This window comes from Nocardiopsis sp. Huas11, from assembly GCF_003634495.1.
Lineage (GTDB): Bacteria > Actinomycetota > Actinomycetes > Streptosporangiales > Streptosporangiaceae > Nocardiopsis.
This window is the reverse complement of record NZ_RBKY01000001.1, coordinates 7,105,645-7,131,619: the sequence shown is the minus strand read 5'-3', so window position 1 is coordinate 7,131,619 and position 25,975 is coordinate 7,105,645. Positions and strand designations below refer to the sequence as shown.

The 25,975-nt window shown below is 72.5% G+C and carries 20 protein-coding genes and 1 riboswitch; of the genes, 15 read left to right on the top strand and 5 right to left on the bottom strand.

The annotated features are described in order from the left end of the window. Positions 1–521: 521 nt before the first annotated feature. From DFP74_RS31865 to ligD, 10 genes are all read left to right on the top strand, one after another. Entirely contained in the window at positions 522–2,651 is a 2,130-nt protein-coding gene (locus DFP74_RS31865) for a transglycosylase domain-containing protein (protein WP_233571256.1), read from the top strand. Between the two features lie 65 nt (positions 2,652–2,716). Beyond that, positions 2,717–2,824, top strand: a riboswitch (TPP riboswitch). Between the two features lie 99 nt (positions 2,825–2,923). Next, entirely contained in the window at positions 2,924–3,535 is a 612-nt protein-coding gene (locus DFP74_RS31860) for an ECF transporter S component (RefSeq protein WP_121187601.1), read from the top strand. Further along, positions 3,532–5,169, top strand: coding sequence for an ABC transporter ATP-binding protein (locus DFP74_RS31855; protein ID WP_121188651.1), 1,638 nt, complete (start codon positions 3,532–3,534; stop codon positions 5,167–5,169). Before DFP74_RS31860 ends, DFP74_RS31855 begins: the two co-directional genes overlap by 4 nt. Continuing rightward, positions 5,166–5,990 carry an energy-coupling factor transporter transmembrane protein EcfT gene (locus tag DFP74_RS31850; RefSeq protein WP_121187599.1) on the top strand — a complete coding sequence of 275 codons (825 nt, stop codon included), beginning with the start codon at positions 5,166–5,168 and terminating at the stop codon, positions 5,988–5,990. The genes DFP74_RS31855 and DFP74_RS31850 overlap by 4 nt, the downstream gene beginning before the upstream one ends. 55 nt (positions 5,991–6,045) lie before the next feature. Then, on the top strand, positions 6,046–6,837 hold the full coding sequence (locus DFP74_RS31845; RefSeq protein WP_121188650.1) for an enoyl-CoA hydratase/isomerase family protein: 792 nt from the start codon (positions 6,046–6,048) through the stop codon (positions 6,835–6,837). A 368-nt stretch (positions 6,838–7,205) separates the two neighbouring features. Next, the gene (locus DFP74_RS31840) at positions 7,206–9,734 is read left to right on the top strand and encodes a serine/threonine-protein kinase (RefSeq protein ID WP_233571255.1); all 2,529 of its coding nucleotides are present in this window, start codon (positions 7,206–7,208) and stop codon (positions 9,732–9,734) included. A gap of 430 nt (positions 9,735–10,164) precedes the next feature. After that, positions 10,165–10,944, top strand: coding sequence for an electron transfer flavoprotein subunit beta/FixA family protein (locus DFP74_RS31835; protein ID WP_199725836.1), 780 nt, complete (start codon positions 10,165–10,167; stop codon positions 10,942–10,944). Between the two features lie 31 nt (positions 10,945–10,975). Next, the gene (locus DFP74_RS31830; RefSeq protein WP_121187593.1) at positions 10,976–11,920 is read left to right on the top strand and encodes an electron transfer flavoprotein subunit alpha/FixB family protein; all 945 of its coding nucleotides are present in this window, start codon (positions 10,976–10,978) and stop codon (positions 11,918–11,920) included. Positions 11,921–12,132: 212 nt separating this feature from the next. Then, on the top strand, positions 12,133–12,306 hold the full coding sequence (locus tag DFP74_RS33690) for a hypothetical protein (protein ID WP_158613086.1): 174 nt from the start codon (positions 12,133–12,135) through the stop codon (positions 12,304–12,306). Positions 12,307–12,486: 180 nt separating this feature from the next. Beyond that, positions 12,487–13,362, top strand: coding sequence for a non-homologous end-joining DNA ligase (gene ligD / locus DFP74_RS31820; RefSeq protein WP_121187589.1), 876 nt, complete (start codon positions 12,487–12,489; stop codon positions 13,360–13,362). A gap of 61 nt (positions 13,363–13,423) precedes the next feature. On the opposite strand, the gene DFP74_RS31815 is transcribed toward ligD, so the two are convergent. From DFP74_RS31815 to DFP74_RS31805, 3 genes are all read right to left on the bottom strand, one after another. Then, positions 13,424–15,199 carry a PQQ-binding-like beta-propeller repeat protein gene (locus DFP74_RS31815; protein ID WP_158613085.1) on the bottom strand — a complete coding sequence of 592 codons (1,776 nt, stop codon included), beginning with the start codon at positions 15,197–15,199 and terminating at the stop codon, positions 13,424–13,426. 288 nt (positions 15,200–15,487) lie between these two features. Further along, the gene (locus DFP74_RS31810) at positions 15,488–16,249 is read right to left on the bottom strand and encodes a bifunctional 2-polyprenyl-6-hydroxyphenol methylase/3-demethylubiquinol 3-O-methyltransferase UbiG (protein WP_121187586.1); all 762 of its coding nucleotides are present in this window, start codon (positions 16,247–16,249) and stop codon (positions 15,488–15,490) included. After that, positions 16,246–16,980 carry a class I SAM-dependent methyltransferase gene (locus tag DFP74_RS31805; RefSeq protein WP_121187584.1) on the bottom strand — a complete coding sequence of 245 codons (735 nt, stop codon included), beginning with the start codon at positions 16,978–16,980 and terminating at the stop codon, positions 16,246–16,248. Before DFP74_RS31805 ends, DFP74_RS31810 begins: the two co-directional genes overlap by 4 nt. Positions 16,981–17,128: 148 nt before the next feature. Between DFP74_RS31805 and DFP74_RS31800 the strand changes: the two genes are divergently transcribed. After that, positions 17,129–19,024 (top strand): hypothetical protein, encoded by a 1,896-nt coding sequence (locus DFP74_RS31800; protein WP_121187582.1) that lies wholly within the window; start codon positions 17,129–17,131, stop codon positions 19,022–19,024. A 10-nt stretch (positions 19,025–19,034) separates the two neighbouring features. Here DFP74_RS31800 and DFP74_RS31795 read toward each other — a convergent pair whose 3' ends face one another. After that, positions 19,035–20,321 carry an acyltransferase gene (locus DFP74_RS31795; RefSeq protein WP_121187580.1) on the bottom strand — a complete coding sequence of 429 codons (1,287 nt, stop codon included), beginning with the start codon at positions 20,319–20,321 and terminating at the stop codon, positions 19,035–19,037. Positions 20,322–20,522: 201 nt separating this feature from the next. Here DFP74_RS31795 and DFP74_RS31790 point away from each other — a divergent pair, with 201 nt between their 5' ends. The 4 genes from DFP74_RS31790 to DFP74_RS31775 all read left to right on the top strand — a co-directional run bounded on the left by DFP74_RS31790 (position 20,523) and on the right by DFP74_RS31775 (position 24,899). Further along, positions 20,523–21,437 (top strand): DUF3068 domain-containing protein, encoded by a 915-nt coding sequence (locus tag DFP74_RS31790; protein WP_121187578.1) that lies wholly within the window; start codon positions 20,523–20,525, stop codon positions 21,435–21,437. 125 nt (positions 21,438–21,562) lie between these two features. Next, positions 21,563–22,735, top strand: a complete 1,173-nt coding sequence (locus DFP74_RS31785; RefSeq protein WP_121187576.1) for a decaprenyl-phosphate phosphoribosyltransferase — start codon at positions 21,563–21,565, stop codon at positions 22,733–22,735. Then, positions 22,732–24,084 carry an FAD-binding oxidoreductase gene (locus DFP74_RS31780; RefSeq protein WP_121187574.1) on the top strand — a complete coding sequence of 451 codons (1,353 nt, stop codon included), beginning with the start codon at positions 22,732–22,734 and terminating at the stop codon, positions 24,082–24,084. The genes DFP74_RS31785 and DFP74_RS31780 overlap by 4 nt, the downstream gene beginning before the upstream one ends. A gap of 65 nt (positions 24,085–24,149) precedes the next feature. After that, entirely contained in the window at positions 24,150–24,899 is a 750-nt protein-coding gene (locus tag DFP74_RS31775) for an SDR family NAD(P)-dependent oxidoreductase (protein WP_121188649.1), read from the top strand. Between the two features lie 24 nt (positions 24,900–24,923). On the opposite strand, the gene DFP74_RS31770 is transcribed toward DFP74_RS31775, so the two are convergent. Beyond that, complete coding sequence (locus DFP74_RS31770; protein WP_121187572.1) at positions 24,924–25,850, bottom strand: oxygenase MpaB family protein; 927 nt, start codon at positions 25,848–25,850, stop codon at positions 24,924–24,926. Between the last annotated feature and the right edge of the window lie 125 nt (positions 25,851–25,975).

Here is a 25,975-nt window from a genome sequence, read left to right as displayed (position 1 = left end):
ACTGGCCGACAGAACGTGGAGCTGGTATTTGACGGGTTTCGCCCATGTAAACCTCTCAAAACGGGCATAAGGCAGCACCTGATTCAGGGGCCTCTGTGGTTGTTTTCGCATTCGTTTTCGCGAAAAGTCGGAAAACTCAACCAGCGGGTTGCGGGGAGCCTGCGGTTGGGTAGGGATGACCAAATGTCACCGTGGAGGCTCCCTCGCCATTCCGGACGCGGCGCCGGGGCTCCACTGCTCGATCAGGTTCGCCGCGGCGGCCGTCGGGTGGGTTTCGGCGCAGGTGCGGTCGTACGGGAGGAGTCCGTGATGATTCCTCTTGATGTCGAGTTATTGAAGAGTCTGTTTCGTCTGACTCATGGCCGATGCGCGGTCTGTGTGCTTTGCCGTTGATTTGTGAAGCTTTTCGCTAACACGCGCGCAGCATCAGTGCTCCCTTTGCGCCCCGCCTGGGAGGGTGGTCGGCGCAGTGTCCGTTCCGTCCGCGTGGCGGGACGGCAGGCACCGCCGAGGGGGGCGACGTGACCGAGTCGAGCGGGAACGGCGAGCACGAGAAGACCCGGACGACCGCGCTCCTGCGGCTGACCGGGACGGCGGCGATGGCCGGAGTGCTGTGCGCCGCGCTGGTCCTGCCGTGGGTGGGCGCGATCGGTGTGGCCGGACGGGACGTCGCGTCGGCGTTCATGTCCCTGCCCGCCGACCTGGACCCGCCGCCCCTGTCCGAACGCATCCTGCTCACCGACGCCGACGACGAGCCCATCGCCGAGGTCGCCCGGCGCGAACGCGACCTCGTCGAGCTGGACGAGATCAGCCCGTGGGTGCCGGCGGCGCTCATGGCGATCGAGGACGAGCGCTTCTACGAGCACAACGGCCTGGACCTGCGCGGCGTCCTGCGCGCGCTGCTGCGCACGGCCCAGGGCGACCTCCAGGGCGGCTCCACCATCACCCAGCAGTACGTGAAGAACCTCCTCATCGAGAACGCCGCCACCGAGGAGGAGCTGGACCGTGCCAACGAGCGGACCGTGGGGCGCAAGCTGGTCGAGCTGCGCCACACCATGGGCATCGAGGAGCGCATGACCAAGGACGAGATCATGGAGGGCTACCTCAACCTCTCCTACTTCGGCTCCGGGGCGCACGGCATCGAGATCGCGGCCCGGCGCTACTTCTCCGTCCCCGCCGCCGACCTCGACCCGGCCCAGGCGGCCCTGCTGGTCGGCCTCGTGCGCGGGCCCTCCTACTACGACCCGATGACCAACCCCGACGCCGCCATCGAACGCCGTGACGTGGTGCTCGACCGAATGGCCGACACCGGGCACCTCACCGCGGAGCAGGCCCAGGAATACAAGGGGACCGGGCTGGACCTGGAGCCCACCGAGCGCGGCGGCAGCTGCTACAGCAGCGACTACCCGTTCTTCTGCGACTACGTCATGCACTGGCTGACGGCCTCCGACCTCCTCGGCGAGACCGAGGAGGAACGGGACCGTGCCCTGGAACAGGGCGGCTTCACCGTCCGCACGACCCTGGACCGGGACGCGCAGGAGGCCGCCCAGGACGCGGTGGACCGGTACGTTCCCCACGAGGACTCCACGAAGTTCGCCGCCGAGGCGGTCGTGGAGCCCGGCAACGGCAAGGTCCGGGCCATGGCGCAGAACCTGCGCTACGGCTTCGACGAGGAGGACACCGGCACGACCTCGATCAACCTCGCGGTGGACCGCGCCGACGGGGGCTCGCACGGCTTCCAGGCGGGATCGACGTTCAAGGCCTTCACCCTGGCCGCCGCCCTGGACAAGGGGCTCGGCTACGGCACGAGCTTCTCCGCGCCCAAGTCCACGACCGTCAGCGGGTTGCGCAACTGCGAGGGCGGTCGCATGTCGGACTGGGAGGTGCGCAACGCCGGGGAGAGCGACGAGGGCCGGCACAACATGATCAGCGGGACCAAGGGCTCGGTCAACACCTACTTCGCCCAGTTGCAGCGGCGCGTGGGCCTGTGCGAGACGTCGCAGATGGCCGAGGACGCGGGGATCGCGCGCGCCGACGGCGAGCCCCTGGGCGTGTGGAGCTCCTTCACCCTCGGCGACCAGGAGGTCTCCCCGCTGACCGTGGCCAACGCCTACGCCACCTTCGCCGCCGACGGCACGCGCTGCGAGCCCCGGCCGGTCGAGGTCGTCTCCGAGAACCCCGTCGACCCCGGATCGGGGCGCATCGAGGTCGGCAGCACCTGCGAGGAGGAGGCCGTGAGTCCGAAGGTGGCCGCCGGTGTCAGTCACCTGCTCCAGCAGACCTTCAAGGGCGGTACCGCCGACGGCCTGGGGATCGGCCGCCCGGCGGCCGGCAAGACCGGTACCACCGACAGCGCCGCCTACGCGTGGTTCGCCGGGTACACGCCCAACCTGGCCGCGGCGGTGGCCGTCGGCGACGTGCGGGGCGGCGAGGAGAACCCGCTCCAGGGCGTGGTCATCGGCGGGCGCCACTACGGGATCGTCTACGGCGGCACCCTGCCCGGACCGATCTGGCAGGCGACCATGCGCGAGGCGACGGCCGACCTGCCCACGAAGTCCTTCCCGTCGTCGCCGTCGGCCTTCGGCGACCCCGGCGCGCAGCCGCCGCAGCCGCGCGACGGCGGTGACGACGACGCCGAGGACGGCACCTGAGGGCCCTCGGGGGAGAAAACAGGGGGTGACATGCGGCGCATCGGTCACTCATGCCGCATACTGGGATCAACCGACAGGGGAGCGCGCAAGCGCTGAGAGTGCGGCACAGGGCCGCAGACCCTTACACACCTGATCTGGGTCATGCCAGCGAAGGAAGTCGTAAGTACCGCCACCGGCGGCATGTTCGCGGTGGCGCTCTTGGCCAGGGTGCGTGTGGTGAACGCCGCATGCCCCGAAGAGCCCCTCGTCCCCCCACGAAGGGACACCGCGACATGAGCACCGAGACCGAGGCTCCGGGCTTCTGGAAGGACATCCTGCTCCGGCTGCGCAGCTGGCGCACCGTCGACATCGTCGTGGCCGCCGTCATCGGCGTCGGCATCGGCGTGGTCTTCTGGGCCTGGAACATCCTCTGGACGATCACCACGCCCTTGTTCGTCCTCTTCCCCCCGGGACAGGCCGTCATCTACGGCATGTGGCTGATCTCCGGCGTGCTGGGCGGCCTCATCATCCGCAAGCCCGGCGCCGCCCTGCTCACCGCGATCGCCGCCGCGTCCGTCTCCGCCGTGCTGGGCACCCAGTGGGGCGTGATGGTGATCCTCGACGGCACGTTGCAGGGCATCCTGCCCGAACTGGTCTTCCTCGCCTTCGGCTACCGGCGCTGGAACATGGGCGTGGCCGTCCTGGCCGCGGCGGTCGCCGGGATCTCGCCCGCGATCCGCGACAACCTCACCTACAACGTCACCTGGTCGCTCGACCTGAAGCTCGCCTACGGCGTCATCGTCATCGTCAGCGCCGCCGTGATCGCGGGCGCCGGCGCCCGCCTGCTCACGACCGCGCTGGCGAAGTCGGGTGCGCTGGCGCCCTTCCCGTCGGCCAGGGACTGAGCGTGGAGCGGGCCCAGGGCGCGCGCGTCGAGTTCGCCGGGTGGGGCTGGCGGCACTCCGGCCGGGGGTCGCACGCACTGAGGGGCGTGGACCTGGTCATCGAACCGGGGGAGCGGGTGCTCCTGCTCGGCGCCTCCGGCGCGGGCAAGTCCACCCTGCTGCACTCGCTGGCCGGGCTGACCGGCCCCGACAGCGCCATCAGCGGCGACCAGGAGGGCGTCCTGCGCGTGGACGGCGAGCCCGCCGACCGCCGCCGGGGCGTGGTCGGCCTGGTCAGCCAGGACCCCGAGACCCAGCTGGTGATGGCCCGGGCGGGCGACGACGTCGCCTTCGGGCCGGAGAACCTCGGGATGGACCCGGCGCTGATCTGGCCGCGGGTGGAGGAGGCGATGGCCGACGTCGGCTTCCCTTACGGGCCGCGCCACTCCACCGGCGCCCTCTCCGGTGGTGAGAAGCAGCGCCTGGTCATCGCCGGAGCGCTGGCGATGCGCCCCCGCCTGTTGCTGCTGGACGAGCCGACCGCCAACCTCGACCCGGCCGGCGCCGCGCTGGTGCGGGAGGTCCTGGCCCGCGTCCTCGCCGCGACCGAGGCCACGCTGGTGCTGGTCGAGCACCGCGTGGCCGAGGTCGTCGACCTGGTCGACCGGGTCGTGGTGGTGGAGCCCGGCGCGGGTGTGGTCGCCGACGGCCCGCCGGACGCGGTGTTCGCCGAGCACGGGAGGTCGTTGGCCGACCAGGGCGTGTGGGTGCCCGGCGTCGAACCGCGGCCCCGGCTGGACCCGGTCCCGGGCGGCGGGAGCGTGCTGGCGGCCGTCGGGGTGGCCGCGCGCACGCCCCGGGAGCTGGGCGTCCGCCCCGCCCGCCCGTCGCCCACCATCGCCCCGGCGCCGCTACGCGGGGGGAGGGGCTGCCCCCCTCAACGGATGGCCTCCGGCCACAGCCTCTCCCGCACGGTGTTCTCCGACGTCCACCTGGACGTGCGGGCGGGGACGGCGACCGCGCTCACCGGCCCCAACGGGGCGGGCAAGTCCACCCTGCTGACCCTGCTGTCCGGGCTCGCCGCACCGCGGAGGGGGGCCGTGCTGCCGCGCGGCCCGCTGGCCGAGGCGGACCGGCGCCCGCTGCGGCGCTGGCCCGCCGCGCGGCTCGCCCGGCACGTGGGGACGGTGTTCCAGCACGCGGAGGACCAGTTCGTCACCGCCACCGTGCGCGACGAGCTGCGGTTCGCCCCGCTGCGGGCCGGGGTGGGCGAGGCCGAGACCACGGCGTGGGTGGACGAGCTGCTGGAACGCCTGCGGCTGACCGCGCTCGCCGACGTGCACCCCTACACGCTCTCCGGCGGCGAGAAGCGGCGGCTGTCGGTCGCGACCGCGCTCAGCTCCGGCCCCACCCGGGCTCCCGACGTCCTGGTGCTGGACGAGCCGACCTTCGGCCAGGACACCCGGACGTGGACCGAGCTGGTGGAGCTGCTCGGCGCCCTGCGCGCGCAGGGCCGGGCCGTCCTGATGGCCACGCACGACGAACTGCTCCTGCGCCGGTTCGCCGACACGCGTGTGCTCGTGGCCGACGGCCGGGCCGAGACGGAGCCGGTACCGGAGTCGGCCGCGGCCCGCGTGGCGGAGGAGAAGCGATGAGCGGCAGGGAGACCCCGGCGGAGACGGCGGCCGTGCCGGGTGAGGGGGCCGCGCGGTGGACGGGGGACGCGCCGACCGTGGCCGCCCCCGGCGAGGGCGGCGCCCGGGCCTGGCTGACCGGCCTGAACCCGGCGGCCAAACTGCTCGCCGCGCTCGTCCTGGCCCTGGGTCTCGTCCCGGCCGTGGACGCGGTGACCGGCGGCGTGGTGCTGGCCGCCGTCCTGCTGGTGGTCCCGTTCAGCGGGATCGACCGGCGCACGCTGCTCGTCCTGGGCGGCCCGTTCATCCTGATGGGCCTGTCCAGCGGGCTGGTCAACTACCTGTACGGCGAGGAGGGCGTCTCCGGCGCGATCGGGGCGGCGGTCCGGCTGCTCGCCATCGCCCTGCCCGGCCTGCTGGCGGCGGTCAGCAGCGACCCCACGGAGATGTCCGACGGGCTCGTACAGCGGCTCCGGCTGCCCGAGCGGCCGGCCATGGGCGTGCTGGCGGCCCTGCGGCTCATCCCGCTGCTCGCCCACCAGTGGCGGACCATCACCCTGGCCAGGCGGGCGCGCGGCCTGGAGGCCGGGGTCAACCCGGTGGCGGTGGTCCGGCTCTTCTTCGGACGGCTGTTCGCGCTCCTGGTGCGGTCCATCCGGACCGGGACGCTGCTGGCCATGGCGATGGACGCCCGGGCCTTCGGGACCGGGCGGCGCTCGCACGCGCGCCGCAGCCGCTGGCGGGCGGCCGACACCCTGTTGATCGCCGGATCCGCGCTCCTGCTGGTGGCGGCCTACGGATGCTCCGCACGGCTGGGCACCCTGGTGCTGCTGTTCTCGTGATGAGGGTGGTAGGACAGCCAGGGACACAGTCGTCGAAGGTGAAGAGGTGGAGTTCGTGGGCGAGTTCGTGCGGGTGGAGACCGATCCGGAGCATCCGGCCGTGGCCGTCGTCCGGATCGACCGGCCCAAGGCCCTGAACGCGCTGAACGGCCAGGTGACGGGGGAGATCGCGGTCGCGGCGACCCGGGTCTCGGCCGACGAGTCGGTGCGCGCGGTGGTCCTCTACGGCGGTGAGCGGGCGTTCGTGGCCGGCGCCGACATCAAGGAGATGGCGGAGCTGAGCGCCGCGCAGATGCGGGAGTACTCCCGTGCGCTGCAGGACGCCCTGACCGCCGTCGCCCGGATCCCGAAGCCCGTGGTGGCGGCGATCAGCGGCTACGCCCTGGGCGGCGGCTGCGAGCTGGCCCTGTGCGCGGACTTCCGGGTGGCGGGCGAGAAGGCCCGGTTGGGTCAGCCGGAGATCCAGCTGGGCGTCATCCCGGGCGCGGGCGGCACCCAGCGCCTGCCGCGCCTGGTGGGGCCGGCGCGGGCCAAGGAGATGATCTTCAGCGGTCGGCACGTGCGCGCCGAGGAGGCGCTGCGGATCGGCCTGGTGGACGAGGTCGCCCCCGACGCCGAGGTCTACTCCGCGGCGATGGCGATGGCCGCCCGCTACACGGACGGCCCGGCGGTCGCCCTGGCCGCCGCCAAGGAGGCCGTCGACCGCGGGCTGGAGACCGACCTGGACACCGGTCTGGAGATCGAGCGGCTGCAGTTCTCCGGGCTGTTCGCCACGGAGGACCAGAAGAGCGGGATGCGCAGCTTCATCGAGGAGGGACCGGGCAAGGCGACCTTCCAGGGGCGCTGACCGGCCGTGGGGGCGGGGTCGGGCCGTGCAGAGGTCCGGTGCGACCCCGCCCACACCGCCCACTCGTGGGATCCCGCCGTTTTTGGCATGATCGAGACCGTCGGGACCGAACCGGGCGCCGCCCGCCGTCGCCCCGGCGGCCGGTTCCGGCCGGGTGCGACACCCGGTGCGGGAACCGCAGGGGCGGATTTTCCGTCATACTCGTGGTGGCCGTCCGAGGACGGAGCGGTCGCCGGAGCCCCCACCTACCGGTGGACCTGGAAGACCACCACGGCCCTGGACGGGCCGAACAAGCCAATGGTGACCCATCCCCCCGGCCGATAAGCTGGACGTGGCGGTATGCGGTCTTTTGAGGGGATGAGTTCTCGATGGCAATGTCGGCAGGTTTCCCCACGGGCGAGGAGCTGCCGGAGCGCATCGGCCACTACGTGATCCGTCGCCGCATCGGAGCGGGCGGCATGGGCGTGGTGTACCAGGCCGAGGACCCCCGGACCGAGCAGTTCGTCGCGGTGAAGGTCCTCAAGCCCGAGGTCGCCGGCGACCACATCGCGCGGGCGCGTCTGGCGCGCGAGGTCGAGACCATGCGCAGCGTGCAGAGCCCCAACGTGGCCGAGGTCATCGACGCGGACACGCAGGCCGAGCTTCCGTGGGTGGTCACCGAGTACATCCCCGGCCCCACGCTGGACGCGACCGTCACCGACCACGGCCCCCTGCGCGGCCGCGCTCTGAGCCGCTTCATCACCGGGCTGGCCCGGGCGATCGAGGACATCCACGCGGTGGACGTCATCCACCGCGACCTCAAGCCCGGCAACGTCATCATCTCCAACGGCGAGCCGATCGTCATCGACTTCGGCATCGCGCACGCCGTCGATGGAGCCAAGCTGACCCAGACCGGCACGTTCGTGGGTACGCCCAGTTACCTGTCGCCCGAGGTCATCGAGGGGACGGACCTGGGTCCGGCGACGGACATCCACGCCTGGGGCGGCACGGTCGCCTTCGCCTCCACCGGACGCCCGCCCTACGGCGCGGGCTCCTTCGAGGTGATCTTCTTCCGGATCCTCAACGGCGAGATCGACATGGACGGAATGCACGAGGCACTCCGTCCGCTGGTGACCCGGGCGGTCTCCCGCAGCATGAGCCGGCGCCCCACCGCCGCCGAACTCGTCGCCGAGGCGAGCCGGCTGAACCTGGACCTGCCGTGGACGGAGGACCCCGGCGGCTCGACCGGGACGACCGGCAGCCACACCGTCTACAGCCCCTCCGCCGGGCACGGCCCCGCCGCGACGAACGCGGCCGACGCGTCGTCGGGCTCCGGTGGCCGCGGCCGGGGGCTCGGTGCCGCGGGTGCGGCCGGTGCCGCCGGTGCCGCCATGGGCGGGGCCGCGGGGTACCTGGCCAGCCACGGGGCCCGGGGCAGCGAGGGCTGGGGGCCCTCGCACACCGCGAGCGGCCCGAACCCCTCGCACACGGCCGGCGCCTGGTCGGTGCCCCCGGAGCAGCCGCGTACGCACGCCGCCCGTTCCGGCGGCTGGAACATGGACGACGAGGCCACGGACGATCTGTCGGGTGGGCGTCGGGCGGCCACGGGGTGGCAGACGGACGACGAGGCGACCGACGATCTGTCGGGTGGGCGTCGGGCGGCCACGGGGTGGCAGACGGACGACGAGGCGACCGACGATCTGTCGGGTGGGCGTCGGGCGGCCACGGGGTGGCAGACCGATGACGAGGCCACGGACGATCTGTCGGGTGGGCGTCGGGCGGCCACGGGGTGGCAGACCGATGACGAGGCGACCGACGACCTCTCCGGTGGACGCCAGGCCTGGGGCGCGCGCCAGGAGCCGCTCGGCCCGGACGCCGGCACCCAGCGCATCAGCCCGGCGGGCGCCGACGACCTGGCGGACCCGCAGGGCACGATGCGGATCGACCCCGTCGGCACGGACGACATGGTGGGGACCCAGCGCATCCAGCCGGGCGGTCTCGCCGAACGCGATGACCCGCAGGGCACGATGATGATCGACCCGGTCGAGAGCGGCCGGGGGCACGTGGACGAGTACGAGGACGACTACTCGAACCAGGCGCCGCAGACCCAGTTCTTCAACACGCCGCTGTCCAAGGGCGACTTCGGCGACATCCTCACCCCGGTCGACGACGGCGGGCGCTCCAAGCGCACGCAGGAGTTCGACGATGAGGACTACGACTACGACGGGTACGAGGAGGAGCAGCGGGGCGGGCTGCTGGGCCGGTTCCGCCGGGGCAGCCACGACCGGTTCGGCGACTACTTCCGCGGCGGCGACGACGAGTACGACGACGAGGAGTACGAGGAAGCGTCCTGGCGGATGCACCCGCTCGTGCTGATCCCGCTCATGATCTCGTTCGCCGGCGTCGCACTGTGGTTCCCGTGGTTCGGCGTGATCCTGGGGATCGCGATGATCGCGGGGCTCAGCGCCTTGGACAAGGTCAAGATCCAGCAGGCCGAACGCGTCCAGAAGCGCGGCCCCGGCCGCTCCGACGGCATGATGATGGTGCTGAGCTATCCGGTGGCCTTCGGCCGCAGCGTGCTGCGCACGGTCGGGTTCGGGCTGGTCTACCTGCTGGCGGGCATCCTGGTCGGGATGGTCTACGCCTCGCTCATGGACGTGGCCGAGGGCGCCAACTACACCGGTGCCTTCGCCATCTTCGTGACGATCCTGCTCAGCTACATCATGCCCAGCGGCCGCGAGGCGCGGCACCAGGCGGTGTGGCTGGTGGAGCGGGTCAGGTTCCGGAACCTGTACCTGTACATCGGCGTGATCGTCGGCCTCATCCTGCTGACGATGCTGATCCTGTCCATCGGTCTGAGCGCCGCTCCCGTGTGGGAGCTGGGACCGCTCCAGGGACCGTCGGACTGGTTCTCCTAGCCCGGTCGGACGGGGCCCTCGGCCCCGCACCTCGACGCCAGGACGCCCTCTTCCCCCCGGGGAGGAGGGCGTCCGGCCGTTGGGCGGTGGTGCGCCCGCCGCCCCGCCCCCGGCGGTGACTATGGTGGAGGTACGCGTTGGGGGCGCACTCATCCATGCTGGGAGACCGCGCCCCGGCGGAGCCCTGCGAGGGCCGCGAGGTCAACGTGGTCAGGGTTACCTAAGTAACATCCCGGTGTGGCTTGGCCTTTGAAGCTACTAGCGAGTAACATCTGGGTATCAGCACATCGCGGGGCCGGTTCGCACGCGAAAGACCGGACCCGCCGTCGAGTGACCGAACGGCATTCGGCATTGTTGGCAGTACGGGGCGCGCCAGCGTCCGCCCGCCTGACGGCGGATCATGCGAGTGCAGGGAGGTCGGCCACCGGCCATGAATATTGTCGTTTTGGTCAAGCAGGTCCCGGACACGGCGACCGAACGGAAGCTCAGCGACGCGGACAAGACGCTCGACCGCGCAGCGTCCGACGGCGTCATCAACGAGCTCGACGAGTACGCCATCGAAGAGGCGCTCCTTCTCAAGGAGAAGCACGGCGGCGAGGTCACCATCCTGACGATGGGCCCGGACCAGGCCACGGACTCCATCCGCAAGGCCCTGTCCATGGGCGCGGACAAGGCCGTCTTCGTCAACGACGACGCGCTCCACGGATCGGACGCGCTCCAGACCGCCTACGCGCTCGCGCAGGCCCTGGGCACCCTGGAGTTCGACCTGGTCGTGCTGGGCTCGGAGTCCACGGACGCGCGCACCGGTGTCGTCGGCGCGGCGCTCGCCGAGTACCTCGGCCTGCCGCAGCTCACGCTCGCGGGCAAGGTCGACATCGACGGCACCGCCGTCAAGATCCAGCGTCAGACCGACTACGGCTACGACGTCGTCGAGGCGCAGCTCCCGGCGGTCGTCTCGGTCGTCGAGAAGATCAACGAGCCGCGCTACCCGTCCTTCAAGCTGATCATGCAGGCGAAGAAGAAGCCGGTCGACAAGAAGTCGGCCGCCGACGCGGGCATCGACGCCGGCAAGGTCGGTCTGGCCAACGCCACGACCGAGACCGTCGACTTCGCCCCCGCGCCGCCGCGGGCCGCGGGCACGATCGTCAAGGACGAGGGCGACGGCGGCGCGAAGCTCGCCGACTTCCTCTCCGAGAAGAAGTTCGTCTAGGTCCGACGAGAGACTCAGGAAGGTAAGGATTATGGCTGAGGTCCTCGTCCTCGTCGACCACGTCGACGGACAGGTCAAGAAGGTCACCACCGAGCTGCTGACCGCCGCCCGCCGTATCGGCGAGCCCGCCGCGGTGTGGATCGGCGACGGCGCCGAGTCCGGCAAGGCCGCCCTGGCCGAGTTCGGCGCGGAGAAGGTCTACGTCGCGGCGGCCGAGCTCAACGACTACGTCGTCGCGCCCAAGGCCGAGCTGCTCGCCAAGCTGGCGCAGGAGAAGTCCGCCGCCGCGATCCTCGTCTCGGCCACCGCCGAGAACAAGGAGATCGCCGGCCGCACCGCCGTGAAGCTGGGCTCGGGCGTGCTCACCGACGTCGTCGACGTGACCGCCGAGGTGGTCACCGAGCACAGCATCTTCGGTGGCTCCACGGTCACGCACGCCCGTGTGGCGACCGGCGTGCCGATCGTCGCGGTCCGCCCGAACTCGGTCGTTCCCGAGGCCGCGGCCGGTGCCGCGACCGAGGAGGCCGTCTCGGTCGAGATCTCCGACGCCGCCAGGTCCGCCAAGGTCGTGGAGCGCGTCGTCCAGGAGCAGGGCGAGCGCCCCGAGCTCACCGAGGCCGCGATCGTGGTCTCCGGTGGCCGCGGTGTGGGTTCGGACGACTTCACGGTCGTCGAGAAGCTCGCCGACTCGCTCGGTGCCGCCGTCGGCGCCTCCCGCGCCGCCGTCGACTCCGGCTGGTACCCGAACCAGTTCCAGGTCGGTCAGACCGGTAAGACGGTCAGCCCGAACCTGTACGTGGCTCTGGGCATCTCCGGCGCGATCCAGCACCGCGCGGGCATGCAGACCTCGAAGAACATCGTCGCGGTCAACAAGGACCCCGAGGCGCCGATCTTCGAGCTCGCCGACTTCGGTGTCGTGGGCGACCTGCACACGGTCGCTCCGCAGCTGACCGAGGAGATCAACAAGCGCAAGTAGTCCCACGCGCTTCGAGTACGACGCCCGGCCGGGTCCGCCCCGGCCGGGCGTCGTGCGTTCGGGCCGGCCGCGCTAGCGTGGGCGTCTCGGCGGATCGAACGGGAGCGGTGAACGTGGTGCTGAAGTGGTTCAGGAGGCGGCAGGAGCCGGAAGCGCTGACTCCTGAGCAGGAAAGGAAGCGGGAGGAGCGACGGGCGGGAGAGGAGCGGCGGGTGCTGGACGAACTCCACCGGCAGACCGACGCCCTTCTCGCGGAGTACCGGGAACTGGCCCGTCGACACCGGCCCGAGAAGATGGCGGACCTCCCGGAGGTCCCGCCGAGGTTCACCTCCGTCGAGGAGGGCCGGGCGTACATGGACCGTCTGGCCGCCTGGATCCGGGAGTAGGGCGTCGGTCGGGTCGGCGGGGGCGGCCGGGTGTCGGCCGGGCCGGGTGTCGGCCGGGTCTACCGGCAGGCCGGTCGGGCCGACGGTGTCGCGGGTCGGCGGGGGCCTCGCCCCGGCCGAGGGTTTCCCGTGGTGGGGGCCGGGTAGACGGAGCGCACGCCGACTCCGAGCGGGGGAGCGATGAGCACTGACGTGAGGGCCGGCCGCCGGACCGTGCGGGTGCGGAGGCCGGACAAACCGTTGTTCGAGGAGGGCGGGGCGGCCAAGGCCGACCTCGCGGAGTACTACGCGCGGATCGCACCGCTGATGCTGGCGCAGATCCGCGACCGGCCGGCCGCCCTCCAGCGGTTCCCTGACGGGATCGACGCGGGCGGCTTCTTCGTCAAGCACCCCTCGACGCCCTCGTGGGTGCGCACGGTCGAGACCGCCAACGGTTCGATGATGCAGTGCCAGGACGCGGCGACCCTGGTCTGGTGCGCCGACCAGGCGGCGATCGAGGTCCACACGTGGCTGTCCAAGGAACCGAACCTGGGCCTGCCGGACCGCATGGTGCTCGACCTGGACCCGCCCGAGTACACGGCCGCCGGTTTCGAGGCGTGCAAGGCCACGGCGTGGGACGTGCGCGAGGAGCTGGACGCCCTGGGGCTGGCCGCCTATGTGATGACCACGGGATCCAAGGGACTGCACGTGCACTCCCCGCTGCGGCCCGAGCTCACCGACCAGGAGGTGCGCGCCCTGGCCGAGCGAATCGCCGACCGGGTGGCCGCCCGGCGGCCGGAGGAGCGCACCACCCGGTTCCGCAAGGCCGCCCGGCGCGGCCGCTTGTTCGTGGACTACCTGCGCAACGGCCGCGACCAGCTCGCGGTGGCCCCGTACTCGGTACGCGCCAGGCCCGGGGCGCCGGTCGCGGCACCGATCACCTGGGAGGAGCTGGACGGGCTGGAGTCACCGCGCCTCTTCTCCCTGGACCTGCGGCGCGAGGAGTGCCCGTTCGCCGGGATGGGCCGCCACGCCCGCTCGCCCCGCAAGGCCCAGGCCAAGCTGGACCGCGGCTGACACCGGCCGCCGGGGCGGCTGAGCCATCGGGTCGGAAGCTGCCCGAGGGTGGGGCGCCGGGCTACCCGGCGGTGCGGTCCGCGTCCTCGGCCAGGGTGTGGAAGGTGAAGCCGTCGAGGTCCACGACCAGGAGCCCGTCCCCGACGAGCCCGAGCCGTTCGACGCCGCGGAGGCGCTGGGTCCACAGGTATCCCTCCGCGTCGGCGCTGCCCCCGTCGGGCCGGTACAGGCGCCCGTCGATCACCGCCCCCTTCGTCGGGCACGAGAAGTAGGGTTCCCCCTCGTCCTCTTCGGTGGACCACCAGGGCACGGCGTCCTCGGAGGAGGACGACCAGACCACGGTCCCGTCCTCGGCCCGGACGGCGTAGGTGTGCTCCTCACCGCGGGCAACGGTGCGCTCGGTCAGGAACACGTCGCCCAGGCCTGAGGGACAGGAGCCGATCGAGGTGCCGACCACGGGGCCGCCCGTCTCGATCCTCCCGCTGCCGGCCGAGTTCCAGAGTTCGGTGCCGTCCTCGTCGTAGGCGGCGAGCACCCCGTTGTTGTCGGTGGTGTCGCCGGGACGTTCGGGTTCCCGGGCGTAGTAGGACATCATCGGCTCGAAGGAGACCACGGTCACCCCGCCGACAGTGCGGACCGCGCGGATGGACCGGTGGTAGGGCTCCTCCCGGTCCTCGTTCGCGCGGGGGCGTGCGTCGCCCAGGTGGAACAGGAGTTCGCCGTCGTCGAGGCCGTAGACGGACAGGCTGGAGCCGCGCCAGACGGCGGCCCGCCCGTCCCCGACCTGGACCTCGGCCTCCTCGTCCTCCTCCTGGGGCAGGATCCGCGCGGACGCGGGGCGGTCCGGCAGTTCGGCGACGAGGGAGCCGTCCGCGAGGTCGAACAGCCCCCAGCGGGCGCGGTCGGAGTCGATGAGGCCGAGGAACCGGTGCGGCGGCGCCGGCACGACCTGGGAGGGTCCTTCCGCGCACCAGACCGGGGCGCCCGTGGCTTCGTCGAAGGCCACCAGCGCCCTGGGGAAGGCCACGAGCACCGTCCCGTCGACGTGGTGTACGTCATCGGTCTCGTACCCGCCCGGACCCGCGTCGGAGCGCAGCCGCCGCAGGTCGGCCACGTCGACCCGCCACAGCGCCCGTCCGTCCGTGGCGGAGAGCGCGGTGAAGCCTTCAGGATCGGCGAGGGTCACGACCTGCGGGGAGCCGCCGACCACCCGGGTCCCGCCTTCGGTCTCCAACCGCCATACGGGCTCCCCCGGGAAGACCTCCGCGGTCGGCGTCGAGGCCGCCGGCTCGGCGGTGTCCCACGGCTCCGGGTCGCCCTTGGGCCGGTACGTGGTGCACGCGAGCGCGTCGCGGACGGGATCGGAGGTGAGCACGCCGATCTGCCCGGCGATGAGGACCAGGGCGGTGAGGAGGGCGGTGGGCGCGGTGATCCGGTGCGTCGCGGGGCCACTGGGGGCGGAGCGCAGGTCCGACCACACCTGGAGACGCAGCGACAGGGCCGCCAGGACCACGACGCACGCGATGAGTACGAGGAGCGAGGGGAACGGCGACCACGCGCCCCAGACCGCCGTGACCGCGGCCGTGACGGTGAGCAGGTCGCCCGCGAGGACCGCCCGCAGGGAGGTGCGGGCGGGCAGGTCGGGCAGGTCGTGCGGGGCACGGAGCACGAAGAGCAGGGCGGCGAGGGCCGTGGCGGCGATGAGGGCCAGGAGCGGCGAGTAGGGCCACAGCGTCCATGCCCAGCCCGTCACGGCGAACACGCGCGGACACCACCAGATGAGGGCGTCGCGGGCGGACTCCTCGGGCCGGGAGGAACGCGTGAGGGACTCGGGCATGACCGCACCCATCGGGGAGGAGACTCGGAACCGCGTCAGCCTAACGGAGGCCGACGGCGTCGTTGTGCTCCCGGCTCCTGTCGCTGGTCCGCCTCACACCGGAGCCCCGAGGGACAAGGAGAGGATCCAGACCAGAAAGGGGAACACAGGGAGCCCCCAGGACAGGAGAACGGATATGGCGACAGCGACTCCCCGCACCGCGAGACCTCGGCACAGCACAAGAACGACCACCACCGATGCGAGGTCGAGAGCGAGGCACACGGGTCCGGGTCGGGTGAGATACCCGCCTCAGTGCTTGCGCAGGACCAGGAGGAGGTTCCAGGTGACGACCTCGCGCAGGAACGGCACGTGGACGATCGGCCGCATCCAGTCGGGCAGGTAGCGGGGCCGGATGTCGACCGCCGTCACGTCGCCGCGGCCGCGCGCCCAGCGGATCATCTCCTTGGCGTGGGCGGCGTACATGCTGCGGCCGAAGTCGTTCTTGGGCCGGCGGCCGTGCTTGCGCGTGAAGCGCTCGGCCGCGTAGGAGCCGCCGAGGTAGTGCCACGGCGAGGTCTCGTGGCCGCCCCACGGCGAGAGCCACAGCGTGTACGACAGGTAGACCAGGCCGCCGGGCCGGGTCACGCGGACCATCTCGTCGGCCATCCTGGTCCGGTCGGGCACGTGCTCCAGCACGTTGGAGGAGAAGCACACGTCCACCGAGCCGGTGTGCAGGGGGAGGTCGAGCGCGCTGCCCTGGACCGCGTGCAGGTCGGCGTCGCGGCCGTGCAGCCGCATCTCGTGGGCGTCGGAGTCCACGCACAGGCACCGGGCCCCGGCCTCGCGCAGCGCGTCGGCGAAGTAGCCGGGGCCGCCGCCCACGTCGACCACCAGGCGGTCGTCCAACGGTGTGTAGGAGCGCAGTTGGGCCACGGTGTCGTGGGCCAGCGTTCCGTAGAAGAACGCCGGGTCGGACTGCTCCCTGCGGAAGGCGGAGAACAGTCCCACCGAGCGGCCGAGCGTGGCACGGAAGGGGACCGTGCCGTCGGTCCGGGTGCCGGTCGCGCTCACGCGTCCCCCTCCAGTGCGACGTAGTGGCGCAGGTGGCGCCAGTGGTCACCGCCCCAGTACTCGTCCGAGGCCAGGATCCGCCCCTGGGGCACCAGCGCGGCGATCCGCTCGGTGGCCAGCGTGTGCATCCGCATCGGGGCCGGGTAGCGCAGGACCACGCGCTGGGCCAGCGCCACCAGCGGCCAGGGGGCGTAGCGGAAGACCAGGCCCTTGAACGTGCGCCGCTCGGACTCGGGCACGCCGATCACCAGGGCGCCGCCCGGGCGCACGACGCGGGCGAACTCCCGCAGGTAGCCCTCGGCGAGCTCGGGCGGCAGGTGCTGCAGGACGAGGTCGGTGTAGACCAGGTCGAAGGTGTCGTCCTCGAACAGCGACAGGTCGGGGCGCTCGTTGAGGTGGAAGGTGATCCGGCCGCCGGACCGGTCCAGGCGGCGGGCCTGCTCCAACATGGGTGCGGAGATGTCGACGCCGTCGACCCGCTCGAAGTGGGCGGCCAGCGCGTTGGACAGGCGTCCCGCGCCGCAGCCGAAGTCCAGGACGCGGCCGCGGCCCGGGCGGGCGCCCAGCTCATCGAGCCGGGCGAGGGCGGGATCGATCTCGGCCCGCCCCGAGGCGAGGAACTCGTCGTCGTCCCATCCGCCGTCGCGTTTGCCCGGGTCGACGCACACCGCCCACAGCGCGTCGGTGGAACCCAGCCGGGTCCAGTCCCGGCGTACCTGTTCGAGCCCCACCGGCCCACCTCCACGGTTTCTGAAGCTTGTTCTCGTTCCGCCCGAACGGAACGTCACGGCCTGCGATAACAGTCAAGGGCAAAACTGGAACGTGTTGTATTCTGACATCCCTTGTCCGGGTTGGCCAACCTATGGCGTGGAGAGACCGATGCCGCCTGCCTCCGCCCTCGCGCTGATGCGCGACCGGGTCCTCCTGGTCGCCCTCCTCCTCATCGTGGGCGCGGTGGGACTCAAGGTCCACCTCCTCCAGGCGTCCTACTTCGTCGAGGACGACTTCCTGTTCTTCGCCGGCGCCCACGCCAGCGACCTGAGCCCGGAGTACCTGTTCGGCCTGCACAAGGGCCACCTGATGCCGGGCGGCCTGTTCCTGGTCTACCTCCAGACCGCGTTCTGGCCGTTCAACTGGTGGGTGAGCGCCGGGATCATGCTGGCCCTGCAGACGGCGGCGCTGGTCGGCTTCCTCCGGTTGCTGTGGGAGCTGTTCGGCCGCCGCTGGGCCCTCCTGGTGCCCGTCACCGTCTACGCCCTGGCCCCGCTGACCGTCCCCGTCCTGGGCTGGTGGTCCGCGGCCCTCAACGCGGTGCCGCTCCAGCTCGGCATGGTGTTCGCCCTGCTGTGGACGGTCCGCTACCTGCGCACCTCCGACCGCCGGTTCGCGCTGTGGGCGGGGCTCGCCGTCGGCTTCGCGATGCTGTTCAACGTCAAGGCGATGTTCCTGCCGCTGCTGCTCTTCGCGGTCGCCGTCGCCGCGCTCTACCCCGGCGGTCCGGTCACCGCGGCCCGCCGGGCGTGGGCGCTGCACCGGTCCTTCTGGACGTTGATGGCGGTCCTCTTCGGCGCCTACACCGTCCTGTACCTGGGCCGGATGCGCGCGGGGGACGGCAGCGAGGGCGCGGGCGTGCCGGAGTACGGACCCGCGATGGCCATGGTGCGCGGACTGCTCACCGAGGTCTTCCCCGTCGGTGCGCTGGGCGGGCCGCTGGAGTGGTCGCCCGTCACTCCGACCGGCGGATTGATCGACGCGCGCGGCGAGATCGTGCTGGTGTCCTGGGTCGTGTTCGGCGTCATCGTGCTGGCCAGCCTGTGGTTGCGCCGGCGCGCGTGGCGGGCCTGGACGGTCCTGCTCGGTTACATCGTGGTCGTGGACATCGTCCCGACGATCGTGGCGCGCGGGCGTTTCCAGGAGGTGGCCGCCGCCGATCCGCGGTACGTGGCCGACGCGGCCCTGGTGTTCGCGCTGTGCCTGGCCCTGGCCTTCCTGCCGACCCGCGAGGAGCGCGCCCGCGCCTCCGTGGGCCGGGTGGCGTCCGGAGCGGCCCCGGGCCGCGCCACCCGGGCCGCCGCCGTGCTGGCCACGGCGGTCTACGCGGCGGCGGCGGTGTACTCCACCGTCTCCTACGCCGACACGCTCAGCGGTGACCGGCTCCGGTGGTACCTGGACACGGTGCGCGTGGCGATGGACGAAGTTCCGGAGGAGGGCGGCCTCTACTCCCGTCCCGTCCCCGAGGACATCGTGTTGGAGTGGAACGGCCACCGGCGGATGAGCTCGTACGTCCTGGCGCCGCTGGCCGCCCCCGACACGGCCGAGCGGATGAGCTCACCGGAGCAGTCCGACCGGGCCTACGTGTTCAACGACGGCGGCTACCTGGTCCCGGCCCGCCCCTCCGACAACAGCTACGTGTTCGGCCCCGGCGGGGGCGACGAGTGCATCGAGTCCTGGGACGGGCTCATGGCCTGGCCGGTCAGGGCCGAGGGTGGACCGCCCCAGGTCGTCACCGTCGGCTACAAGGCCGAGGACGGGACCGAGATCGCCGTGGCGCTGGGCGACGACTGGCTCGACGTGGAGCTGCCGGCCGCCGAGGAGAACGGCACCTGGTACGTCCCCGTGGGCGCGGCGGGCGACCAGTTGGCGCTGTACACGTCCGTGGACGAGGTGTGCGTGACCTGGGTGTCGATCGGCACGATGGCCCCCGCGGTGGAGGGCAATCCCTGGGACCCCGAGCAGGACGACCGCACCGAGGGCGGGGAGCCCGCGGACGGGTAGGCGTCCCCTCTCAGCCGCTCGCGCCGGCCGCCCGCTTGGGCGTGGAGCCGGGTCCGTGGTGCCGCGACCACCGCCGGGTGGGCTCCTCCACCCACCGGTGGGTGGCCATGGCCAACAGGATCGTGCCGGCGGTCACCGGGACCGTGTCCAGGAGGAAGGAACCCGTGAAGATGTCCTGCCCGGTGAAGTCGCGCCACAGGTAGAGCACCACGAACTGCCACAGGAACACCCCGTAGGAGATCCGCGCGAGGAACTGGACCGTCCGGTGGCGCAGCAGCGAGTCCAGCCACCGTCCGCCGGTCCAGGCCTCGGCCTGGCGCAGGGGGAGCGGGGCGGCCGTGGGACGCGGCGCGAGAGCGGCCGGGGCCAGGACGAAGAACGCGAAGCCGATGCCGGTCGCGGAGTCCACCGCCGAACTCCAGATGTCCCCGGCGCCGATGAAGCGGCTGCCGGAGGCCGGTGTGGCCTTGATCGCCAGGAACGCGCCCGCGACGAGCCAGCAGACTCCCGGGGAGGCGGCGATCGTCCGGCACACGCGCCGTACGGGCCCGTCCGGGCCGGGCTCGCGATGGGCCCATTCCGACAGGACGACCAGGGCCATGCCGGCCGCGAACAGGCCCAGCGCCCGGGGCAGCCACGCGTGCATGTACTCGCGCGACTCCGGATAGAACTGCGGCACCAGGGCGGCGAAGGACAGCACCGCCATGGCGGCCAGGCCGATGAGCAGGCGCCGGCCGCGCACGTCCGTGGTGGGGCCGCGCCGGGCCCACAGGGACAGGGCCAGGGCCAGCAGCGGAAGCAGCAGGTAGAAGCTGACCTCGACCGACAGGCTCCACATCTGCCCCAGGCCGTACGGCCCGGTGCCGAGCCAGGGCGGGTCGGTGTCGAAGGGGAAGGTCAGCGTCAGCACCTCCAGCCAGTGACGGAGGTTCAGCTCGGCGCGGGAGTACAGCAGCAGCGCGGCCACGGCCACCACCCAGTAGGCGGGGAGGACCCGCACGGCGCGCCGCCAGAGGTAGGGCAGCGCGCGCGGTCCGCGGTCGCCCTCCAGGGCGGCACGGGCCCACGGCCGGAAGAGCAGGACGCCGGAGAGCGCGAAGAAGAGGGGGACGGCCACGTCGAGGGCGCCCAGGAAGGCGCCCACGACACCGGGGGCCAGGGAGTCGCCGGTCTCGGTGGCGACATGGAAGAAGAGGACCATCAGGGCGGCCGCCGCGCGGATGCCGTCGAGGCTCTCGTGGCGTCCGTCGACCTGGGGCAGCAGACGGTCCGCGGTCGGGGAGAGGGTGCGCTCCATGGGACCTTCCAGCGCGGGGGCGCGTCGAAACGCGTCTCACTAGAACGTGTTATAAAAATTCAGACACGCCCTGGTGACGTCGTTCACTACTGGGCAGTACTCTACCGGAACTGAAGCTAGTTCCACCCGCCCCCGCTCACGCCGATCCGATCCACCCCGTTCCAGATCCAGAACCGGACTCTCATCCGCCCAGGAGGGCACATGCGCCGTACCGTTGCGGTCGTTCTCATCGCGCTGGGGGTCTTCTTTCTCGCCTTCGCACCCATGATGCGCACGTGGATGTCGAGCTCCCTGATGAAGACTCCTCTGGACTACTACAGTCAAACCGTCAACGAAGGAGAGGTCGACTACTTCAACATCGAGGACGTGGAGGCGGTCGAGAACGCCCGGGTGGAAGCGCATTCGACGATCCGCGCCGACGTGGCCTCCAGTACGGACGACACCGTCGTCTGGGACCAGTTCACCTGGATCAAGGACGCCGAGACCGACTTCGCCATCTCCTCGACCAGCCGCCGTGCCGGACACGACCGGGTCACCGGCGAGGCGGTCGACTGCTGCGACGCCATGATCAACGACGAGGCCACCACCCAGGCCGGCATCCTGTGGAAGTTCCCCTTCTTCCCGGAGCAGCGCGACTACGACTTCTTCGAGACCACCGTCCAGGAAGTCGTCCCGATGGAGTTCCAGGGCGTCGAGGACATCGAGGGCGTCGAGACCTACCGCTACGTCCAGACCGTCGAGCCGACCACCGTCGGGGAGCGCACCATCCCGCGCTCCGTGGCGGGCCTGGAGGGCGACGGCGACATCACCGGCGACGAGCAGTTCTCGATCGAGCGCACCTACTGGGTCGACGCCGTGACCGGCTCGCCCATCAAGGTCAGCGAGGACCAGCACCGGGCCGTGGTCTACGAGGGCGAAGAGGTCCTGACCCTCCTGAGCGGCGAGCTCACCTTCAACGACGCGAGCGTGCAGGGCCAGATCGAGAGCTCCGAACAGGGCCGGACGCTGCTGCCCCTGCTGCGCACCACCGTCCCCGTGGGGTCGCTCATCATCGGTGTCGGCCTCATCGCCATCGCGACCGTCCTGCTGATCGCCGGACGCCGCGGCGCCCACTAGCACCTTCCGCGGAACCCGACCTGGGGACACCGCACTCTCCCCCCGGCGGCCGGCCGCCGGTACACCAGACCCCCGGTGTACCGGCGGCGCGGCCGTCTCCGGCAGCGACGACGACGGGAGCGGACATGTCCTCACCAGTGGGCCACCGGAGGGACCTTCGGCACGGGACCGCGGCGGCGCCCGTCGGGGCCGTGCGCCCCGTCGAGGCCGATGCCGCTGCGCGTGCCGCCGAGCTCGTAGAACCTGTCGACTCCACGCGTCCCGTCGAACCGGTCGAGCCCGGAGCCGCCGCGCGTTCCGCGGACCCCACCGCTTCGGTCGAGCCCGCGCGTCCCGCCGGCCTCTCGGGCCCCGGACGGGACGGCCGCGCACCCTCCGTCCGCTCCCTGCCCCTGGCCCTGCTGCGCGCCTGCCGCCCCCGCCAGTGGCTCAAGAACCTCCTGGTGTTCGCCGCCCCGGCGGCCGCAGGCGCCCTCGGCCAGCCCTCGGCCCTGATCGCGTGCGCGGTGGCCTTCGTCCTCTTCTGCCTGGCGGCCGCCGGTACCTACCTGCTCAACGACGTCCGGGACGTCGAGCGCGACCGCGCCCACGAACGCAAGCGCGCCCGTCCGGTGGCCTCGGGCGAGCTGCCCGTCCCCGTCGCCGTGACGGCGGGCGTCGTCCTGGTCGCCGTCGTCCCACCCGCCTCCCTGCTGTTCGGCAATCCCGGGCTGACCCTCGTGCTCACCTGCTACGTCGTGCTCACCCTCGCCTACACGCGCTTCCTCAAGGACGTCGTCGTGTGCGACCTGGTCGCGGTGTCGGCCTGCCACGTCCTGCGCGCGGTCGCGGGCGCGGTGGTCGTCGGGGTCCCCCTCACCACCTGGTTCGTGATCGTGGTGTCCCTGGCGGCCCTGCTCGTGGTGGTCGGCAAACGCGAGGCCGAGCTGCGCGCCGCGCACGCCGCCTCCGCCGCCCCGGCCCCCGGAGACCCCGCCTCCGACGGCTCCGCCGCCCCCGCGCCCCTGGCTGCCCGCGAGACGCTGCGCGGCTACTCCGTCTCCTACCTCACCCAGACCCGCACCACGGTCTCGGCCGCGATGATCGTCACCTACTGCGTGTGGGCCCTGGAACCGGCGGCGCACACCGCCTTCCACGCGGTCAGTATCGTTCCCTTCATCATGTTCGTGCTCCGCTACAACCTGCTCGTCGACCGGGGCGTCGGTGAGGAACCCGAGGAGGTCGCGCTGCGCGACCGGCCGCTCCAGGCGATCCTCGCCGCCCTCGTGGCCCTGGTCGGACTGGGGATCTACCTTTGACTCGTCCGACGCTGCTCACCGGGTGGGGGCGCACCGCGCCCACCGCCGCCCACGTGGTCCGTCCGCGCACCGTCGCGCAGGTGGCCGACGCCCTGGCCCAGGCCGGACCGCGCGGCGCCCTGCCGCGCGGGCTCGGCCGGTCCTACGGCGACGCCGCGCAGGCCGCCGGCGGACTCGTCCTGGACTGCCGCGACCTGACCGGGCCCCCACGGCTCGACGCCGGGCGCGGCACCGTCACCGCCCCCGCGGGCACCGCCCTGGGCCGCCTGGCCGCCCACCTGCTGCGCCGCGGGTACGTCCTGCCCGTGATGCCCGGCACCGGGTACGTCACGCTGGGCGGGGCGATCGCCGCGGACGTGCACGGCAAGAACCACCACCGCGACTCCTCCTTCGGGGCGCACGTGCGCTCCCTCACCCTGCTCACCCCCGACGGTCGCCGCCGCCCGCTCACCCCCGACGGCGAGGAGTCCGACCTCTTCTGGGCGACGGTCGGCGGCATGGGCCTCACCGGCGTGGTCACCGCCGCGACCGTGGCGGTCCGCCCGGTGCGGACCGCGTACATGCGCGTGGACACCGACCGCACCGGCGACCTCGACGCCACGCTGGACCTGATGTCGCGCGAGGACGCCCACTACTCCGTCTGCTGGCTGGACCTGCTCGCCCGCGGACGGGCCCTGGGCCGGGGCGTGCTCACCCGGGCCCACCACGCCCTGCCCGCGGACCTGCCCCGGGCGCTGCGCGCCGACCCGCTGCGGCTGAGCCCGTCCCCCCGGCTGACCGCGCCGCCCTGGGCCCCGCCGGGCCTGCTCAACCGCTGGACGGCGGGGGCGTTCAACGCCGCCCGCTTCCACGGCGCGCCCGAGCGCAGACGCGGTGAGCCGCAGCCGCTGCCCTCGTTCTTCCACCCGCTCGACGCGGTCCGGGGCTGGAACCGGATGTACGGCCGGCACGGCTTCGTCCAGTACCAGTTCGTCGTGCCGTTCGGCGCCGAGGACGTGCTCACCGGGATCGCCCGGGAGCTGTCCCGCGCGGGCACGCCGTCCTTCCTCGCCGTCCTCAAACGGATGGGCGAGCCGACGCCGGGGCCGCTCTCCTTCCCGCGCCCGGGATGGTCGCTGGCCATGGACCTGCCCGCGGCGCTGCCCGGGCTCGCCGGTCTGTTCGACGGGTTCGACGAGCGCGTGCTCGCCGCGGGCGGGCGCCTGTACCTGGCCAAGGACGGCCGCGCGCGGGCCGAGACCGTGCACGCCATGTACCCGGACCTGCCCGCCTGGCGTGAGGTCCGGGACAAGGCCGATCCGGCCGGGGTCCTGGTCTCGGACCTGGCACGGCGCCTGCGGCTCGTGTGAGCGCCGACCGACGGCCGACGCGGGCGACCGCCCGGGTCGCCACCGACACTTCCGAAGGGACCTCCATGCGTGACTCCGTGGGCTCGGTACGGACCGTGCTGCTGCTGGGCGGCCGCAGCGAGATCGGCCTGGCCGTCGTCGAACGGCTCGTCCGCGACGGCGCGAGGGAGGTCGTGCTGGCGGCGCGCGGCGGAACGTCGACGCCCAGCGTCCTGACCGCCCTGGGCGCGACCGTGCACTCGCTGGAGTTCGACGCGACGGACCCAGACACCCACACCGCGACGGTGCGGGCGGCCGTCGACCTCGTGGGCGACCTGGACGTGGTGGTCGACTCGTTCGGGGTGCTGGGCGAGCAGGCGGACTACGAGGCCGACCCGGCCTCGGCCGCGCGCGCCGCCGCGGTGAACTACACGGGGCACGTCTCGGCGGGCCTGGCCGTCGCCGCCCGGTTGCGCGAACAGGGCCACGGCGCCCTGGTGGTGGTCTCGTCCGTGGCCGGAGTGCGCGTCCGCCGGTTCAACTTCGTCTACGGGTCGGCCAAGGCGGGCCTGGACGGCTTCGCCCAAGGCCTGGCCGACTCCCTGCACGGCTCGGGCGCCCGCGTCCTCGTGGTGCGGCCCGGCTACGTGCCGACGCGGATGTCGGCGCACGTGGAGCCCGCACCGTTCCCGGCCACCCCCGGCCAGGTCGCCGCCGCCGTGGCGGCCGGACTGCGGTCGGGCGCCACCACCGTGTGGGCGCCGCGCGTCCTGCGGCCGGTGTTCGCGGGGATGCGGCTCATGCCGCGCCCCCTGTGGCGCCGCCTGGGCCGCTGACCAGGGCGCCCGGGGTCCGGGGGCTCACTCCTTGGAACCGGCCCCCTGGCGGTCCAGCTCCTCGTTGCCGACCGGGTCGACGTCGTGCGCGACCGGGCAGCCCGCCGGGAACGTGCCGATCCGGTTGACGTCGTAGCCGGTCGGGTAGCTGCGGATGTTCGGGTTGTTCTCCGCCCACAGCGGCTCCTCGCGCGGCTTCATCCGGCGGACCACCTTGGCGCGCAGCTTCAGCGCGAGGTCGGCGGCCCGGCGCCAGGCCCTGCTCGGCGGCTCGTAGCGGAAGGTCTCGATGAGCGAGTCGTCGAGGATGGCCATGGAGAACCTGCGGGCGGCCCCGGACAGGCGCGGCGGATAGAACGACACCATCAGGTCGAGGGTGGAGTCCGAGACCCGCCGCCCGCCCTCGCTGTAGGCGAAGTGCTCGCGCTCGTAGCCGTCCATGAGGTCCCGGAACTCCGCGTAGGTCTCGGGGACGTCCTTGATCCCCATGTAGCGGCCCAGGCGGCGGTAGTAGTGGGTGATCGCGGCGATCTCGTGCTCGCTCAGGCGCCGCCACCCGTACCCGTAGTCGTTGAGCCAGCGCACCGGCATCACCACGAAGGTGCTCAGCACGTACCGGTAGTCGTCGTTGCCGATGTCGTAGGAGCGGTGCATCTGGTTCATCCGCCGCAGGGCGTCCCGCCCGGGGCCGGGCTCGAACCCGTGCTGGACCATGTTCCCCAGGATCAGCGCGGTGTCGTCGTAGCGCTTCTGCGTGCTGCCCGTGAACTCGTCGGTCTCCCCGAGCAGGCCGCCGATGCTGGGAACGGCGTAGGTGCGGTAGAGCGCCAGCCCCAGCGCCTGCTCGAAGTCCCACGGGAACTCGTGGCTGCCCAGGATGAGGACGATCTCCCTGCACTCGGCCTCGGCGTCCATGGCCGCCACCCGGTCACGCCACTCGAACCGCTTCATGGAGAACTCCCGTCACCCTCGTGGCCCCGCCCGGTCGGACGGTGGTCTGCGCCGCGATCGTCCTGTGGTGGAACGATTCACGGCCCGAACTTTACCTGGAAGCCCCGTGTGTACAAGAGTTCCGG

Excerpts from the sequence above, each read along its gene's own strand:
- DFP74_RS31860 (WP_121187601.1), top strand. The coding sequence starts at position 2,924 with ATGAGCACCGAGACCGAGGCTCCGGGCTTCTGGAAGGACATCCTGCTC.
- DFP74_RS31850 (WP_121187599.1), top strand. The coding sequence starts at position 5,166 with ATGAGCGGCAGGGAGACCCCGGCGGAGACGGCGGCCGTGCCGGGTGAG.
- DFP74_RS31840 (WP_233571255.1), top strand. The coding sequence starts at position 7,206 with ATGGCAATGTCGGCAGGTTTCCCCACGGGCGAGGAGCTGCCGGAGCGC.
- DFP74_RS31835 (WP_199725836.1), top strand. The coding sequence starts at position 10,165 with ATGAATATTGTCGTTTTGGTCAAGCAGGTCCCGGACACGGCGACCGAA.
- DFP74_RS31830 (WP_121187593.1), top strand. The coding sequence starts at position 10,976 with ATGGCTGAGGTCCTCGTCCTCGTCGACCACGTCGACGGACAGGTCAAG.
- ligD (WP_121187589.1), top strand. The coding sequence starts at position 12,487 with ATGAGCACTGACGTGAGGGCCGGCCGCCGGACCGTGCGGGTGCGGAGG.
- DFP74_RS31815 (WP_158613085.1), bottom strand. The coding sequence starts at position 15,199 with ATGCCCGAGTCCCTCACGCGTTCCTCCCGGCCCGAGGAGTCCGCCCGC.
- DFP74_RS31800 (WP_121187582.1), top strand. The coding sequence starts at position 17,129 with ATGCCGCCTGCCTCCGCCCTCGCGCTGATGCGCGACCGGGTCCTCCTG.
- DFP74_RS31795 (WP_121187580.1), bottom strand. The coding sequence starts at position 20,321 with ATGGAGCGCACCCTCTCCCCGACCGCGGACCGTCTGCTGCCCCAGGTC.
- DFP74_RS31790 (WP_121187578.1), top strand. The coding sequence starts at position 20,523 with ATGCGCCGTACCGTTGCGGTCGTTCTCATCGCGCTGGGGGTCTTCTTT.
- DFP74_RS31785 (WP_121187576.1), top strand. The coding sequence starts at position 21,563 with ATGTCCTCACCAGTGGGCCACCGGAGGGACCTTCGGCACGGGACCGCG.
- DFP74_RS31775 (WP_121188649.1), top strand. The coding sequence starts at position 24,150 with ATGCGTGACTCCGTGGGCTCGGTACGGACCGTGCTGCTGCTGGGCGGC.
- DFP74_RS31770 (WP_121187572.1), bottom strand. The coding sequence starts at position 25,850 with ATGAAGCGGTTCGAGTGGCGTGACCGGGTGGCGGCCATGGACGCCGAG.